This is a genomic window from Methanosarcina barkeri str. Wiesmoor, from assembly GCF_000969985.1.
Taxonomy (GTDB): domain Archaea; phylum Halobacteriota; class Methanosarcinia; order Methanosarcinales; family Methanosarcinaceae; genus Methanosarcina; species Methanosarcina barkeri_B.
This window is the reverse complement of the sequence record NZ_CP009526.1, coordinates 961,257-977,743: the sequence shown is the minus strand read 5'-3', so window position 1 is coordinate 977,743 and position 16,487 is coordinate 961,257. Positions and strand designations below refer to the sequence as shown.

Here is a 16,487-nt window from a genome sequence, read left to right as displayed (position 1 = left end):
TCAAGTATAGCACTAGTCTTTTTATAGAACATTCTTCCATTAGAAAAGTCCTTTGCCCATTATAAGGGAAGAGAAGAGAATTGCTACCATGTTTACGACTTTAATAAGGGCGTTAAGGGCAGGTCCTGCAGTATCCTTGAAAGGATCACCTACCGTATCCCCTACTATTGCAGCCTTATGGGCTTCCGAGCCTTTTCCCCCATGTGCTCCATCTTCAATCAGTTTTTTTGCATTATCCCAGGCCCCTCCTCCGTTATCCATCAGAAGGGCGACCATAAACCCGACTACTATGAGCCCTATAAGGAGGCCTGCCAGGGCTTTCGGGCCCAGCAAGAAGCCAACCAATAAGGGCGCGAGTATGGCAAGAAAACCTGGTAGTGTCATTTTCTGAAGTGCAGCTTTTGTAGCGATGTCAACACAGCGTCCGTAATCTGGTCTTGCAGTCCCATCCATAATTCCGGGGACCTCTCTAAATTGTCTTCGAACTTCATTTACGATTTCAAATGCAGCTCTTCCTACTGATCTCATGGTTACTGCACTGAATATGAAGGGCAGCAGTGCTCCAAGTAGCAGCCCTGCAAGCACGACCGGGTCATCCAGGTTCAGGGACTGTCCTCCAAGGTTTACCTTATTCCGGTAATCCGCAAAAAGAGCAAGTGCACCGAGAGCAGCCGAACCTATAGCATATCCTTTAGTAACCGCTTTTGTAGTGTTTCCCACCGCATCAAGTGCATCCGTGACTTTCCTGATATGGGCTGGAAGCTTTGCCATCTGGACGATTCCTCCGGCGTTGTCAGTAATAGGACCGTAAGAATCCAGCGCAACGACCATACCTGTAGTTGAGAGCATTGCAACGGCTGAGATAGCAATCCCATAAAGACCTATTTCCGGGTTAGTTGTTCCACCTACGATAAAGTACGAGGCAAGAATCCCGACAACAATTACCACGGTAGGCAAGAGCGTGCTCTCAAAGCCTATGGACAGTCCTGAGATAATATTGGTTGCAGCTCCGGTTTCGGAAAACGATGCAATACTCTTGACAGGTCTGTATCTTGTGGAGGTGTAGTATTCCGTGATAACAACCATAAGCACCATAATAATGATGCCAATGAATGCCGCATAATAAAGCCCTGGATTGCCCATAAGGGAATTGGTAACGAAGTAAAATGATACCAGGCTGATAATTACTGAACCAGCTACGCCCTTATAAAGAGCCTTCATAACATTTCCTTCTCTTCCGAGCTTCACAAAGAACATGGATATAATGGATGCAAAAATTGCGGTTGATCCCAATACAAGAGGATAAAGGATCGCATTTTCGTAAACATTTACTATAAGGGAGCCGAGCAGCATCGCAGCCAGAGAAGTTACAACATAGGTCTCGAAAAGGTCGGCTCCCATACCTACACAATCGCCTACGTTATCTCCTACGTTGTCAGCAATTACGGCAGGGTTTCTCGGGTCATCTTCAGGGACCCCGACTTCTATCTTGCCTACAAGATCCGCGCCAACATCCGCAGCTTTAGTAAATATTCCTCCACCTACTCTTGCAAAAAGACTGATAAGGCTGGCACCAAAACCGAACCCTACAACCAAGTTTACGTCCCCGTAGAGAATATAAAACCCGCTTGTTCCAAGAAGTGCAAGCCCTACTACAGCAAGCCCTGTGATAGCCCCTCCTCGAAATGCAACAGATAACGCTTTTTCAATCCCGCTTGAAGCAGCGTAAGCAGTCCTGACATTTGCTCGAACCGAAACACTCATTCCAATATAGCCAGCAGCAGTAGAACTTATAGCTCCTGCCAGAAAACTTACTGCAACTTTAAGCCCATCATCAAACAAAAAGAGAATCAAGACCATGAGCATGGTCGAAACCATTGCGATCGTTCTGTACTGACGACTTAAATAGGCCACGGACCCTTCCTGAATTGCGCCAGCAATTTCCTGCATCCTTTTACTTCCAGTATGTTCTTTGAGGACATTGTTAGCGAAAAAGGTAGCGAAGGCCAGGCTTATAATGCCTGCTGAAGGAGCAATAAATATTAAGCCTTCCATAAATTTCCTATCCTCTGGTTTCGGTACCCACTCAGGTTTCTATTTTCTCCCATTCCTTCAAACGACTCCTGTCCTGTAGTTTTGAGTTTCCTCTCGTTATCTCCAGTATAGCATATATATTTATTTAGTTTTATAATATTTTCAGTAACAGTATGATGTTGCTCTGAAATACTATTCTGAATTTCAAGGCTTCATTTCAACGAAAGCAAAGGAATTTATTTTTTGAATTAACCCCAAAATAATATTATATTGAAATTATAAATTTGGAAATTATACCCTCCTATGACAGATAATACTCTAGAATCCACAGAACCTTATCTCTACAGAGATAGAAAGAAAAAGAAGAGAAAAAGATCTAACAAAAAGGTATATTGGGAGGAATCCAAAAAGAAGATGCAACAGAAAGGTTCTTTAGCTAGATAGAATAAGGTTTTTAAACGGAATCATGCAGAAAGTTTTCCAAGATATGAAATCAAAAAATATCATACCCTGAAGTTGTAACGTTAACAGTGATATTGAAGTTAATCAAGTTCTGAGATGAGATCCACAACAAGAATGAAGTTACATCATAAAAATTAACAGATATCTCAAGGATTAGTATTTTTCGATGGAACTCATGCAAACCTCTCTTTAGTCATTAGTTAAATACCACTGTTAAAGAGTTTTGGTTTCCCTAAACATAGAATTAATGAGTTGAAATCGTTGTCTTTGCCAAAAAAGTATAAAAAATTAAAAATTAATATTTTACTCTTTCGTGATATGTTTATGTAGAGGAAGCCTCACAACATCCGGTGCTGCAAGGCTTGGTTCCTTTCTCGTTACTATTGATCAGCAATTGATTTCTTTATTACTCTTGATCAGCAACAGGTTCCTTCATCTTCTCCATATTAGGATTCTCATTCCTTAGAGGGATTCTCATTCCGTAAAATGAGCGCCAGACGAAGAATAACGCAACCAAAAGGAATACACCACCTACATAAGGAGCTATGTTTCGGAAAGACTCGGAAATAGCGATCTCCATAGCTAACAGACCAAACAGCGTGGTGAACTTGATGATTGGATTGAGGGCAACTGAAGAAGTATCTTTAAAAGGATCGCCAACAGTATCGCCCACCACAGTAGCTTCATGTAAATCGGTGCCTTTCTCTTGAAGGTCTACTTCCACGACTTTCTTAGAATTGTCCCAGCACCCACCGGCATTTGCCATAAACACGGCCTGGAACAGTCCGAATACCGCAATAGAAATCAGATAAGAGACAAACAATGACACTGAGTCATTCCTACTTATTGGAGCCGATAGACAGGAAAATGCTAGAGTAAATGAGAATATGGCAATAAAAATATTGAACATACCCTGCTGTGCATACTGGGTGCAGATCTTTACCACTTCTTTTGATTTCTCCGTGGATGCCTTCTGGCTGGCGTTTTCATCAAGCTGAATATTTCTCTTGATATATTCAACTGCCCGGTAGGCTCCGGTAGTTACGGACTGAATTGATGCCCCGGTAAACCAGTAAATCACACAGCCGCCTGCTAATAATCCGAAGATAGTATATGGATTAAGCAGAGTCAGGATTTCTTCAGGTTGTACCCCTAGCACGTCTTTAATAACAAGGATCAAAGAGAAGATCATTGTTGTGGCACCAACCACGGCTGTGCCTATTAAGACCGGTTTGGCTGTAGCCTTAAAGGTATTTCCTGCTCCATCGTTGGCTTCCAGATAGTGTTTGGCCTTATCGAAATCAGGCTTGAAGTTGAACTCTTTCTGGATCTGTTCCTTTATTTTGGGAATGGTTTCTATAAGAGACAGCTCGTAAATGGATTGAGCGTTGTCTGTTACCGGTCCATAACTGTCAACTGCTATAGTAACAGGGCCCATGCCCAGCATCCCGAAAGCCACCAGTCCGAATGAGAATATGGAGGGATAAATCATTATCTCGCTCAAGCCGTATCCACTGGCATAGTAGGCAACGAACATTAGCAAGAAGAAAACCATACCTATCCAGAATGAACTGAAGTTACCTGCAACCAGTCCGGAAAGAATGTTAAGAGACGGGCCACCTTCTCGGGAAGCTTTGACAACTTCGGCTACGTGCTTGGAATTTGGGCTGGTAAAGACTTTAGTAAATTCGGGAATTAAAGCCGCTCCCAGAGTACCACAGCTTATTATTATTGAGAGTACAAGCCAGAGATGTTCCAACTCAACAGGCACTCCGGATTTAGGTCCCAAGAGGTAATAGCTTACGGCAAAGGTTCCAATTATAGAAAAAATAGAGGTAATCCATATTAGACTGGTCAGAGGTTGTTCAAAATCAAAATCGTCTTTGCCACTGAGTCTTGCCTGGCTAATTGCCTTATTGATGTAAAAAGAGGCTACAGAAGTAATAATCATGAGTATACGCATGACAAAGATCCAGGTAAGCAGGATGCCGGTCAGGTCAGGCTGTACAGCCAGAACTATGAAGGAAACAAGGGCAACTCCGGTTACACCATAAGTTTCGAATCCATCGGCGGTTGGCCCTACACTATCACCTGCATTATCTCCAGTACAGTCGGCAATAACACCGGGATTACGCGGATCGTCTTCCTTTATTCCAAAAACGATTTTCATCAGGTCGGAACCGATATCGGCGATCTTGGTGAATATCCCGCCTGCAATACGTAAGGCGCTGGCCCCCAGAGACTCTCCGATTGCAAAACCTATAAAACTTGCTCCAGCCAATTCCCTTGGAACAAACAGCAGTATAATTAACATCATTATTAGCTCAACGCAGACCAGAAGCACGCCTATGCTCATCCCAGCATCGAGAGCGATGTTTAATAGTTTAAGGGGTTTTTTCTCCAAGGAAACGAATGCGGTTCTGCTGTTAGCCAGGGTATTCATACGAATTCCGTACCAGGCAACCGTGTAAGAACCCAGTATCCCTAAAATGGTCCAGGCCATGATAAGCAGTACTCCGCTCAGAGGCATTTTCTGAAGGAAGCCAAAGTAAAAGGCTATACATAAGCCGATGAAAACAAATAATATGCACAGCAGTTTACCCTGCTGGATAAGATAAGTTTTACAGGTCTCGTAAATTGTGTCGGCCACATCCAGCATGGATTTATGTGCCCTGATTTTTTTCACCTTCATAAACTGGTAAAGACCAAACAGCATACCTAATACACAGACTACGATACCCCAGAGCAGCAAATTGTTTTGCTCCTGGCTTAAATTCGGAATTTTAAGATTCGCCTCACTGGCAGCTGCTATTGCCGATGTTAGCGACATTATGGTCAGGCAAAAAAGGCTTTGTAGCGTTGCCTTAACCACCTTACTTCTGGTTATAATCTCCATTTAGCCGATCACTTCTCTCATCACATTTTTGACAGATAAATTGGTTAAAAGTTAATTTCAACGAAAGTTTAATAGCAATTATCTTTATGGTTTTGTGCATTTTGCGGGAGTTAAGATCTTTTAAATGCGTTGAACCTATATAATTGCCCTTCCCCAGCAAACCTTAAAATTCAAAGTGTATTTATATTCTGCAGATGACATAATTAGACTTTCAGGCTTTATTCCATTTTGAATACGAATTCAAAGTATGTATGTCTGCATTACTACCGATGCACCTCATACCAGGTTTTCAAAATAGGTCTTAAGTCTATTATTTTTGATCTGCATTAATACCGATGCGCCTCATAATGGAATTACCCCAACGGGAAGGGCAGTATAAGGTAATTCACGACGTATTCCTAATCTCAAAGTAATATGCTTAAGCACATTACATGAATTATAGTAGTGATATGTGGTCATGATCAGCAAAGTTAGCTCTAAAACTAACTTGTAAACGTCCATGAGTCCTGAATCTATCGTTTAGTCAGGCTTGCAATTCTAGGATAATAAGTTTTGAAGTAAATTGAGTTTTGAATTGTTAAAGCCTGATTTTGACAAAAGCGTAATCAGTTGCTTTTATATAAGTATTTTTACCCTTTGTCTTAGCGATAATTTTGAAATTATTATTACAACAATCCTTCTCTTTCACCTAATACTATATGTTCTAGTCTAAGAATCCAAACAAGACGCAAATATATAGCATGTTGTCGGGACAATCTAAAGAAATGGAACCGTGGAAATAGGAGTTTGCTGGGAAATAAGCTCTGAGTATTCTACATTTAACGGGTTCGTTCTACGTTTTTTCAGTTAAGTTTCTACCTACGTTTTTTCAGTTAAGTTCCTATATATATAAAGATATCGACAAACTTTTGATAAAAAAAAGCAGTTCTATTTGTAAATTGTATTTTTTAAATATTTATATACCATATAAATAAGGTAATAAGTTTCCGGGTTCCTATAAAGAACTGAAGAAAACAGAATTTTTTACCATGTCATTGAACTGATCGTTTTCGAGCAGCCCGATTGAAGCAATAATTCCTTGATTTGCACATCCTACACCTGGTTCTGGCCCTCCAGATTCCACACATTCTATGTTGCCAAAGCCCGGCTGCACGACAGTTTCAAAGTGAAATCCTTCATCGCCTTCACTTTTCAGAGTATCAAGTACAGTCTTACGGCTCAGGCCACCAAGTATCACTCTGGTAGAATCTGCTTTCGGGCCACAACCTACAAGCAAGATTTTATTGCCCATGGTTTCAAGGAATGCAGTCAGATTTTGCGTTGTAGTAGATTTTCCAATTCTACCATTTTTATAGATTACCATCTGTCTCATCTTTTTACCTTGGTTTTTATTTGCCCTACTTAATGAATAGGAAACCGGTAACCGTTGTAGTATTTGGTTATATTTATAGCTTTTGTTCATCGGAAACTTAGATTATTTTTTAATCAGTTAGACATTATATGTCTAAAGGAAGCCATTGTACTATGTGTCCTTTTCAAATGGCATGTTGAGAAAAAAATAAAAATGTTACTTTTAAATCTATTTCCAAAACTCAACCTTGCGCCTCCAAACATAGTATTCGGAATAATCAAGCAAGTTTTGGACCTTGAAAATTAAAAATCGGAAGCATAAGAATCAGTTTCCGCAGCTGTGCACATGGATGCCATAGATTGGCCCAACGTGGCAATATATTAAAAAGTATCCTATTCATTAATTGATCCTTTTGGGTAATTAGGCAAATAAATATCACATGTGTGTACATCTGCGGAATGTGGGATGAGAAAGTTAAAAGGATAAAAACTACTACATATATTTTTCCGGTCAAACCAAAAAAAAGACAGGTCAAAGTTAAACAGATCTGGAGATCTCAGTTAACTCCCCTTACCTGCAGTAGCTGGAACTCGATCTCATCCGGTACCGAGGCCAGGAATATAAACGTATTGTATCCGAGTTTTTGAGCTTCTTTAATTGCATTTGCCTGAGCTTCACTCAAATCCCTTGTATCACTTACGATGCAGAAAGATTTTCGATTTCCTGTATTTACAAGGAAATTAAAAGCACTTCCATGGGTATTCAGGAACACAACAAGGTTTTTAAGTTCTTCCCAGGTGTTGCACATGTGAATATACTTAGATCCCATATTTTCCACATACCAGTCCCTGCTTACGTAAGAGTAGGAAGCATATTGTTCATTCAGCTCATCAAAAGCTTTGAGGATTTTGTTAGTATCCGTCCTCAAGTTTACCCATTTCCAGCTCTGTGTTGTGAAATAGCGAGCTGCTACAATCTCAAAAATTGCCTGTTTATCTTCGTCTTCGAGTCTCATTCTTTCACTTCTTTATTTTGTCTGTGTTTTTGCACTCAGAACACATCGTCCTGGGCATAACTTCTGTTAAACTGCAGAGAAAGTTCGGCTTTTTCCAGTTCCCTTCCCAGATATGCGGCATGATCCAGGCGGGAGACGAGTTTCAGTTCAAGCAACGTGTTCATAACTTCTCTGGCATTTTTTCCCACAACTGAAGCTTTCTCGTGTTCGGCTACAATCAATCCGCCGTTTCCACTGATTCTGTCCAGTACTGTACGAATGCGGATGGGGCCTGCAGGATCTACACGCCAGCCTTTCGAAAGCCTGGCTTGAATCGCATTTTCAGGGAGAGGAGAATCCGGACGCCTTCGTTTTTCTTTAATGCAGAGGAGATCAAGCCCGAGATCTTTTGGTGAGCTTTCTCTTATACCGGAAAGCAACATCATCTCAGAAGCCCGTTTTAATTCCAGAATTGAACCCTGAGCCTTATCACTGAACTCAGGGGTAAAAAGGATGCTTGCTCCGACCTCTACTCCGATTCCACAGAGTGTGGCATTGACTCCTATGGTATCCACATCCATAAGCTCAGTGACATTGCCAACTCCGAAGAACACGGGAACCTCAGGGTATATCCTGTGAAACTCATGAAAGCGTACAATGGATTCGGTTATATTGTGACCCACGGGATCAAGCACAGGATCGGCTATAATTTTTTCAATTCCAAGCCTGCGGGCAGCTTCAACATTCCAGATAAGGCTTTCCAGACTTCTTTCCTCGTCCGGGATTATCACGACTGCAATTCCTGCCCTGGCAACGATCGGACCTGCAGTCTCAAGGTTCGAGCTGTTGAGACTCAGGACAAGGTCTGCTCCTGCTTCTACTCCTTCCTTTATCAGTCCAGGATCAAGGGTATCTATGCTGATTGGAGTCTCTGTAATGGTTTTTGCAATGGATACGGCTCTTTTAGCCTGCTCCGGCAGGGTATTAAGGGTAGCCCCAAGGTCGATTATATCTACCCCCCGGGCGATAAAAGCTTCGATTTTTGCCTGGAGAGTTGGAGCATCCATCTCCAAAGCCCCTACAATTTCTCCCATAACCTTCATGCGAGCTTTTCCTCCGAGTTTTACACCTCTGAGTGTAAAGGAGGAGGAAGCTTCTTCTTCGTTTTTCTTTATTAACTCAAGAGCCATCTCTTTTCGAACATCAGCAAGTAGTTCGCAGGCCGGAACTTTTTCGGAAAATTCGATTTTTCCGGCAAAAGAGAGCACAAAGCCAAGATCATAGGCGTGCTTTGGCCCAAGCCGGATTTTACACCCCAGTTCTTCAGAAGCTTTTGAAAAATCTCCTGCTACAAGTCCTGGAAGCAAAATAAGGTCATAAACTTTCGAAAGCCCAGCTTCCTGAAACGTTTTAACAAGTTTTCGAGGGGTGATAAAGGCAGCAATATCAATATCGGCTACTAGGATATCGGCTTTTTCCCCGATTGCTTTCCTGACGGTATTTTCCGCAAGCCGCCCTGTTGCAATCAAAATTTTCATGTTTTTAGATAGAAGCGCTAATAAAAAAGAGTATCTGTTTGAAACGTATCGGTAAAAAAGTATAAGGGAATGAAAAGCCCGAACTTTTCAGCTTTGATAATCCGGGCTTTTACCTGAGTATGATTTAATTTATAAAATCAATGATTGACTCGTCATGATTCTTTCTAAAAGACCCTGTAGAATTCCTTAATCTTTCTGCCGTCATTTTTCCAAATCTTCTTTCCTTCATAGGATCAGCTTCGGATCTGGACTCCAGAATTCCACCTGCTGCTTGAGGACCCAGGATCTGTGCAGACTGCACACCTGTCATGATGGCCATTACCCTGACCTTACCTTCATAGTCCTCCCTGATCCTTGCGCCCCATATAACATTTGCACTTGGAGAGAGTTCATAGGTAAGCATGGATGCAATCTCCTCTGCTTCCTTAAGACTCAGGTCAGGCCCGCCAGTTACATGGACAAGGCTTCCGGTTGCGCCCTTGTAGTCAACATCAAGCAGGGGGTGATTTAGGGCAGTCCGCACCACTTCAGTGCTCTTGTCCTGGCTTTTTGACTCACCTACAAGCATAACTGCAACCCCGCCACAGCTCATGATAGTCCTGATGTCGGCGTAATCAAGGTTTATCAAGGAGGGCACTGTGATGGTCTCTGTAATTCCCTTTACAGTCTCGGCAATTAGCTGGTCCATTACGGAAAAAGCCTGATCTATAGGAAGGTTTGGCACGTAATTAAGCAGCCTGTTATTATCAAGGACAATTACGGTATCCGCTGCCCTGCGCAGATCTTCAAGGCCTTCTTCGGCTTTGTAAATCCGAGCTCTTTCAACTCTGAAGGGGCTGGAGACCATTCCCACAACGATTGCTCCCTGTTCTTTTGCTACTTCGGCAACTACAGGAGCAACTCCTGTTCCGGTACCTCCACCTAACCCTGCAGTAATGAAAACCAGGTCAACATCCTTTAACACTTCTTCAAGTGTGCCCCTTGCAAGTTCTGCAGCTTTCTTTCCTGTCTCGGGGTAACCGCCTGCTCCCAGCCCCCGCGTGAGAGTTTTACCCACCAGGATCTTCTTGTCAGCCCTTACGTTGTCAAGGTGCTGCTTATCAGTGTTAATACAGACCGTTTCCGCACCTTCAATTCCCATGTTATAGAGACGGTTTACAGTGTTATTTCCTGCACCCCCGCATCCGACAATCATGATTCGCGGTTGCCCAAAGTCTTCAAAGTCGTCATCAGAGGAAGAATTCTTCCGAAATTCTTTCTCTTTTTCACTGAATTTCATTGCTTCCTGTACTATTGACTGCAATTCTATCCCCTCGACTGGATTTATGCCTTATTGCTACATTTGACTCCCCACTCTTTACATCGGGGGTCACATATTTTTCAATACTCTGAGTGGAGTTATGCGATAACTTCCAAAATCTATCAAAGATTTTCATTCATCACCTTTAATAAGTTGGCACTCTGCCGAACTTAAATGTTTCGGACTTATTTAAATGATATACTTAAATTGTTTATCAAGTTTAAATATGTCATCCATAACTCTAATATACTCACTCTTTTATTTCCTTTAGCATCTAATTCTCAAGGATGAAGGGTGAGGGACTGCCAAAATGTTTATACATATAAACATAACTTTTTATTGGAAGTTTTATTTTTCTCAGCAAAGTTCTCCTGATCATCCAAGTCAGGGCAATTTTCATATCTTCTATTTTTTATTCATTTTATGCCATGCTTGCCCTCAGAAGCTAACACTGTAGTGAGATTCGTTTTTGATAAAACTTTCTTGATAAAACTTTCTACGAGAGTCTTGAAATTAAATCAAACTGTTTATATTATTACTTTTAACTAGAATTCCCCTCTTAAAAACTGTTTCGGTATTGCTCTGGAATTTAGAGGCTCTTGCTTAATTTTTTGAATTAATGTTTTTTAAATTAATGTAACTGTTTCTAGATATAGTTCCCAGGCAATTAACCTCAGATACTTTCCCAAATTTTGTTTGCGTAGAAAGCTTCAAATTAATTTCTTCAGTATGCATGTTTTGGAAAGTACAGATAAGAAGGCACATTAAAAAGTAATAACGTGACAAAATCCGAAAAAAAATACCAAATCAATAAGAAAAATCAATATAACATGTTAAATTCATAAGATCTGTTAATACAAAAGAAACTTGTAAAATTCATAGAAAATGTATTATAAAGTCATAAGAAACGCTTTAAAACTTTAATAGGCGATTTGAAATCGTGATAAACCTAACATATTTATAAAACAGTCATTTAACGTATAACGTGAGTTTAAAAATATAAGAAGCAATTTAAAACTATGGTTCCGCCGGAGATTTTCCGGGAAAACTTTAAGACTTCAAAGCCGTTTTTACCTTAATTTCAAGGAATCTTAGCTACCTTATCTCCCCAGTGTCGAGTCAACCACAAAATATCGTATAAAATCGATTGCAATTATTCGGAATCATTGAATTCTTGATGATCGACTCAACACTAGTACCTTAATTTCAATACTAAGCTTTAATTTTGGAGTCAGAACTGTGTTAAAGGCATTAATTTTCGATATGGATGGCGTTCTTGTGGACTCCATGCCCTTCCATGCAGTAGCCTGGAAAAAGGCTTTCTTTGATATGGGTATGGAAATCCAGGACCAGGATATTTATTCAATCGAAGGTTCAAATCCCAAAAATGGCCTTCCTTTGCTTATCCGAAAAGCCAGAAAAGAACCAGAAGCATATGATTTTGAAACTATCACTTCAATCTACAGGAAGGAGTTCAAACGAGTCTTTAAGCTGAAAGCCTTCGACGGAATGAGAGAGTGTCTAGAAGTCCTTAAAACGCGTTTCCTGCTATCAGTAGTCTCGGGCTCTGACCATCTTATTGTTCACGAAATCGTTGACCAGCTTTTCCCCGGCATATTCGATATTGTGGTTACAGGAGACGATGTTAAAAATTCAAAGCCATATCCCGATCCTTTTCTTAAAGCCGTTAAACTCCTGAATGTGCAGCGGGAAGAATGCATAGTAATAGAAAACGCTATTCTGGGTGTAGAAGCTGCAAAAAAAGCCAAAATCTACTGTATAGGGATTCCCACATATCTGAAACCTTCACAGCTTGACAGGGCAGATCTTGTGGTAGGAGATCACGAACAGCTAATGCAACACCTTCTAAGCCTTGAGCCATCTCATGGGTTCAAGGTATGAAAAAATCCAGGTACTTCTTCAAAAAAGAATTGGGCCCCGGATGGGGTCACAGTAACCTTACGGTTTCAAGGTTTGTAAGCGCCCTGGTTTCAATTTTCAGTTTCTTATAAATTGAACTTGCCAGGTCAACACAAGCTTTTTCGTCCCCATGCTCAGTAAATACTCTTTCCGGACGAGGCTGCATCCTCTTGATGTAATCCATAAGCTGTCTCCTATCGGAGTGACCTGAGAAACCGTCAACTACCTGAACTTCCATGTTTAACTTCAGGATTTCAGTGCTTCCACCCTTTCCTGTCATCGGAATTTCTTTCCATCCTTTCTGGATTCTACGTCCGATTGTTCCATCGGCCTGGTACCCTACAAACACCAGAGAATTGCGTGGTTCGTCGGCAAAGGCCTTGAAATACTCCATAACCGGCCCTCCGTTCATCATGCCTGATGTCGAGATGATTACACAGGGGTGAGGGTTCTGAATTATCTTCTGGCGCATGTCGTGGGAATCAACAGGCTTGAAGCATTCGGACAGGAAGGGGTTCTGGCCTTTCTGGAAGATCAGTTTCCTCAGATCATTATTCAGGTACTCGGGATGTGTAGCATGAATTGCCGTTGCTTCCCAGATCATTCCGTCCAGATAGACCGGAACTTCAGGAATCAGCCCTTTTCTTATAGATTCTTCAAGCACTATCATAACTTCCTGGCTTCGACCTACTGCAAAAGCCGGGATGATACAAATTCCTCCCCTTTCCACAGTGTTCTTAACTACCATCTGCAGGTGCCTTTCGGCGTCCTTAAGTGAGGGCTGGAAAGCATTGGAATTTCCATAAGTAGCTTCACTGACAACAGTTTCGACTCTCGGAAACTTATTGACAGCAGGATCAAAAAGCCGCGTCTTCTCATATTTGTAGTCTCCCGTAAAGACGACATTATGGAGCCCGTCTCCAATATGGAAATGAGAAATAGCTGACCCCAGAATATGGCCTGCATTATGGAAAGTCAGTTTGATATCAGGAGCGATATCCGTTACTTCCTCGTAGTCCAGCGGAATTGTGTGTTTGAGAGTCTTTGCTACCATGCCTGACTCATAGGGAATCTTTTTCCCTTCTTTTGCTGCCACGTCGATGTAGTCAAGCTGGAGCAGCACCATCAAATCCCGCGTAGGGGGCGTACAGTAGACAGGCCCTTCATATCCGAATTTGAAAAGCAAAGGAACAAGCCCCTGATGATCCAGGTGGGCGTGAGTAACTATCACGGCATCGATCTGGTTTAACGGAAAAACTTCAGGAACATACAGGTAAGGAGTCATGTTTTCGTCCGAACCTACATTGACTCCGCAGTCGATCAGGATTCGGGACTCAGGAGTAGAGAGCAGGAAACAACTCCTCCCCACTTCTTTGCAGCCCCCAAGTGATGTAACCCTTACCCACTGATCTTTAGAGGTACACTCTTTGTGAATCTTCCTCCCCACTGATTTAAGAATCTCTTTTCTTTCCTTGAGGTTGTTTCTCATAAATTCCCTTACATTCTTTACTGTACGGGATTTGATAGGGGGAGTCCGCACAACCTTTGGAATCCAGCCAATCTGCTTTGTGATCTCACGGAGGGTTGCTCCGTGCTTTCCTATCACAAGACCAGGCTTTTCAGCTTCAATAATTACTTCTCCGGAATCTGGGTCAAAATAATAGCTTGAGATTACGGATTCTTTTGGAACAACTTCTTCGATTATAGAAATAGAGTCTTCAGCAGTTGCAAGTACCCTGGGATCAGGGCGCATGGCAATCCGCGTTCTGAGTTCTTTTGCGAGGTTGCGAATAATGTTCCCGTCGTCCGCGAATTTGCGGGGCTCTTCAGTATATAGAACAAGCTGAGGACCTTCAAATTCCACGTCGGTGATTGTAACTCCCGCGGGTAGATTTTTCTCAATTTTATGTTTGAGGTCTAATAGCACATCTTCAATAGGCATCAAGAATCTTCCTTTTTGTCAAAAAATGGAAAAGTATATAGATATTGGAAAAACGATAGGTTGAAAAAGATGTTAGTTTAGTGTTAAAATAAAAACCAACAGTTTAAGTTATTTAGGTAATGAAGCTCTTATGGATTTTACTTCTTCAGGGTCCAGCCTCCTGAACGCCTCTTTAGTAATCACCACTACATCAATGTTCTCTCCTGACGCTGAATCCCTTTTAGTCGCATTGTGGATCGCCCGGATAGCAAGGTCAAGGCCTTCTTTTACAGTCATATCTTCTCTGTACTGGTCTTCAAGCACCCCATATGCCATGGGAGAACCGGAACCTGTAGCCGAAATTCGTGTCTCTTCGATACTTCCACCAAGAGCGTCAAGTGAGTAAATCCCAGGCCCATTTTTGTCAACTCCCCCTATAAGGAGCTGGACCATCATGGGATAGTAACGGTTGGAATTTAAGAAGTTTGACATTAAAGTCGCAATACCTTTTATTGTCATCGACTCGTTTCTACGCATCTTATAGAGCTGTGATTCCACATTTACGAGCCGCACAAGCTGCTGGGCATCCCCTACCGAACCGGCAGTAGTCATTGCTACAAGGTCGTCGATCTGGTAAACCTTCTTTGCAGTTTTACTTGCTATGAAATTCCCCATTGTGGCTCTCTGTTCACTTGCGAGCACGATACCATCGGTACAAACTACTCCTACGGTAGTTGTGCCCTTTAGATATTTGTCATTATCCATAAACATACCCTCATAATAAGTTAAAAATGAGAAAATGTCGCTAAAAAAAATGTTTTAGTGAGGTAAGTATTTTTAACTTAAATAGCAGGATTTAGCACTTCATTATCTCATTATTAATATCGCTATATATAAGTTTTCCTTCTCTTTTTTATTGAAAGCGTCTATATTTAAATTCGAAGGAAGATTTGGCAAAATAATTTTATTTCTTTTCGTTTACAGGAGATTCAAAACTCCCGATATCTCGAAAAATCCAAAATTTAAAGAAAAAGTCTCTCGACCTCTTCAGCAAGCTTATTTATTCTCTGAATCACATTTTCGGGTACCTCTTGCTTACGCATGAGCTCAATTCTCTTAGCTACAGTAATTCTTCTCGTTCCCTTAACAAGGTTATCGGCATGGGCAACTATTTTTTCCTCAAGGCTTCGTGGAAAATAATCGTCCTCCGGAAGCCCTAAACTCCTTGCCTCTTCTGTTGAGATTCCTGCCCCGATATGTCTTTTTATTATTTCGGAAATCTCGGGCTCGATTCCCTCGATCCTGGCTAGCCTGTACCCTTCTACTGCATGAGCGATTTTATGTGTTTTACACCTCCCTAAATCGTGAAGAAGAGCCCCGACTTCTACCAGTTCCGGGTTTACGTTATGCCCTGCTGCTTTTGCTTTATTTGCAATTTCAACTGCGAGTGATGCGACTTCCTTACAGTGTTCTATCACATTTGGGGCACATCCGCTTTCCTCAAGCAGTTTTATTGCTTCGGTTCTGGTAATCAAGGGAGATCACTTACGCTGAACTGAGAGCATCTACACGCTTTCTCAGGACATCAATAAAATGGGAGTTGTCGTAGAAGACCAGGTCTTCTCCACACATGGGACAAAGAAACTCGGTTTCTGTAGCTTCGTCAAAAAGAAGGCGAACACAACCCTGAGGGCACATATAGAAAACATTATTTTCTTCGAACTCAAGGCGGGTCTTCAGGTTGCGGAGCAATTTTTTCTTTTCCTTCATAAGCTGGTGCTCTATGTCAGAAAAATCCAGGCGCCAGAGGTATGTTAACCACCCACTGTTTGAATCTCTCTCCCTACGACATATCGCAAATTTGTTTTCGTTTAATATGAAGAGAGTTCTCCTCACGGTGTTCAACAGAACCTCGGTCTTTGCCGCAATTTCTTCATCCGTAACCTCGCCTTCAGGCATTTTTTCAATCATTTGTAGCCCGTCTTCCCCTACAAGGCTCAGGAGGTATCCTCTAATTACCTTGTCATTTAAATCGACCAATATGTTCACCTCGCAAATGCCAGTATGAATT

Annotated in this window: 12 protein-coding genes; 1 reads left to right on the top strand and 11 read right to left on the bottom strand. The window is 41.7% G+C overall.

Annotated elements, in window-relative coordinates; genetic code table 11:
• Positions 1-39: 39 nt before the first annotated feature.
• The 7 genes from MSBRW_RS04300 to MSBRW_RS21745 all read right to left on the bottom strand — a co-directional run bounded on the left by MSBRW_RS04300 (position 40) and on the right by MSBRW_RS21745 (position 10,711).
• A complete protein-coding gene (locus MSBRW_RS04300) occupies positions 40-2,055 on the bottom strand; it encodes a sodium-translocating pyrophosphatase (protein ID WP_011305225.1) in 2,016 nt (671 codons plus the stop codon).
• An 847-nt stretch (positions 2,056-2,902) separates the two neighbouring features.
• Complete coding sequence (locus MSBRW_RS04295; protein ID WP_011305226.1) at positions 2,903-5,392, bottom strand: sodium-translocating pyrophosphatase; 2,490 nt, start codon at positions 5,390-5,392, stop codon at positions 2,903-2,905.
• A gap of 994 nt (positions 5,393-6,386) precedes the next feature.
• Positions 6,387-6,764 carry a nitrogenase iron protein gene (locus MSBRW_RS04290; protein ID WP_011305227.1) on the bottom strand — a complete coding sequence of 126 codons (378 nt, stop codon included), beginning with the start codon at positions 6,762-6,764 and terminating at the stop codon, positions 6,387-6,389.
• 535 nt (positions 6,765-7,299) lie between these two features.
• Positions 7,300-7,758 carry a hypothetical protein gene (locus MSBRW_RS04280; RefSeq protein WP_011305228.1) on the bottom strand — a complete coding sequence of 153 codons (459 nt, stop codon included), beginning with the start codon at positions 7,756-7,758 and terminating at the stop codon, positions 7,300-7,302.
• Between the two features lie 35 nt (positions 7,759-7,793).
• Positions 7,794-9,275 carry a dihydropteroate synthase-like protein gene (locus MSBRW_RS04275; RefSeq protein ID WP_011305229.1) on the bottom strand — a complete coding sequence of 494 codons (1,482 nt, stop codon included), beginning with the start codon at positions 9,273-9,275 and terminating at the stop codon, positions 7,794-7,796.
• A gap of 124 nt (positions 9,276-9,399) precedes the next feature.
• Positions 9,400-10,578, bottom strand: a complete 1,179-nt coding sequence (ftsZ, locus tag MSBRW_RS04270; protein ID WP_011305230.1) for a cell division protein FtsZ — start codon at positions 10,576-10,578, stop codon at positions 9,400-9,402.
• Positions 10,541-10,711: a hypothetical protein gene (locus MSBRW_RS21745; RefSeq protein WP_155398110.1), complete on the bottom strand. Its 171-nt coding sequence runs from the start codon at positions 10,709-10,711 to the stop codon at positions 10,541-10,543. Before MSBRW_RS21745 ends, ftsZ begins: the two co-directional genes overlap by 38 nt.
• A gap of 1,103 nt (positions 10,712-11,814) precedes the next feature.
• Here MSBRW_RS21745 and MSBRW_RS04265 point away from each other — a divergent pair.
• Entirely contained in the window at positions 11,815-12,477 is a 663-nt protein-coding gene (locus MSBRW_RS04265) for an HAD family hydrolase (RefSeq protein WP_011305231.1), read from the top strand.
• A 46-nt stretch (positions 12,478-12,523) separates the two neighbouring features.
• Here the strand turns inward: MSBRW_RS04265 and MSBRW_RS04260 are convergent, their stop codons facing one another.
• The 4 genes from MSBRW_RS04260 to MSBRW_RS04245 all read right to left on the bottom strand — a co-directional run bounded on the left by MSBRW_RS04260 (position 12,524) and on the right by MSBRW_RS04245 (position 16,456).
• Positions 12,524-14,437, bottom strand: coding sequence for a beta-CASP ribonuclease aCPSF1 (locus tag MSBRW_RS04260; RefSeq protein WP_011305232.1), 1,914 nt, complete (start codon positions 14,435-14,437; stop codon positions 12,524-12,526).
• Positions 14,438-14,545: 108 nt separating this feature from the next.
• Complete coding sequence (psmB, locus tag MSBRW_RS04255; protein ID WP_011305233.1) at positions 14,546-15,181, bottom strand: archaeal proteasome endopeptidase complex subunit beta; 636 nt, start codon at positions 15,179-15,181, stop codon at positions 14,546-14,548.
• A gap of 257 nt (positions 15,182-15,438) precedes the next feature.
• Positions 15,439-15,951, bottom strand: a complete 513-nt coding sequence (locus tag MSBRW_RS04250) for an HD domain-containing protein (protein WP_011305234.1) — start codon at positions 15,949-15,951, stop codon at positions 15,439-15,441.
• Positions 15,952-15,961: 10 nt separating this feature from the next.
• Complete coding sequence (locus MSBRW_RS04245) at positions 15,962-16,456, bottom strand: transcription factor (protein ID WP_011305235.1); 495 nt, start codon at positions 16,454-16,456, stop codon at positions 15,962-15,964.
• Positions 16,457-16,487: the final 31 nt, after the last annotated feature.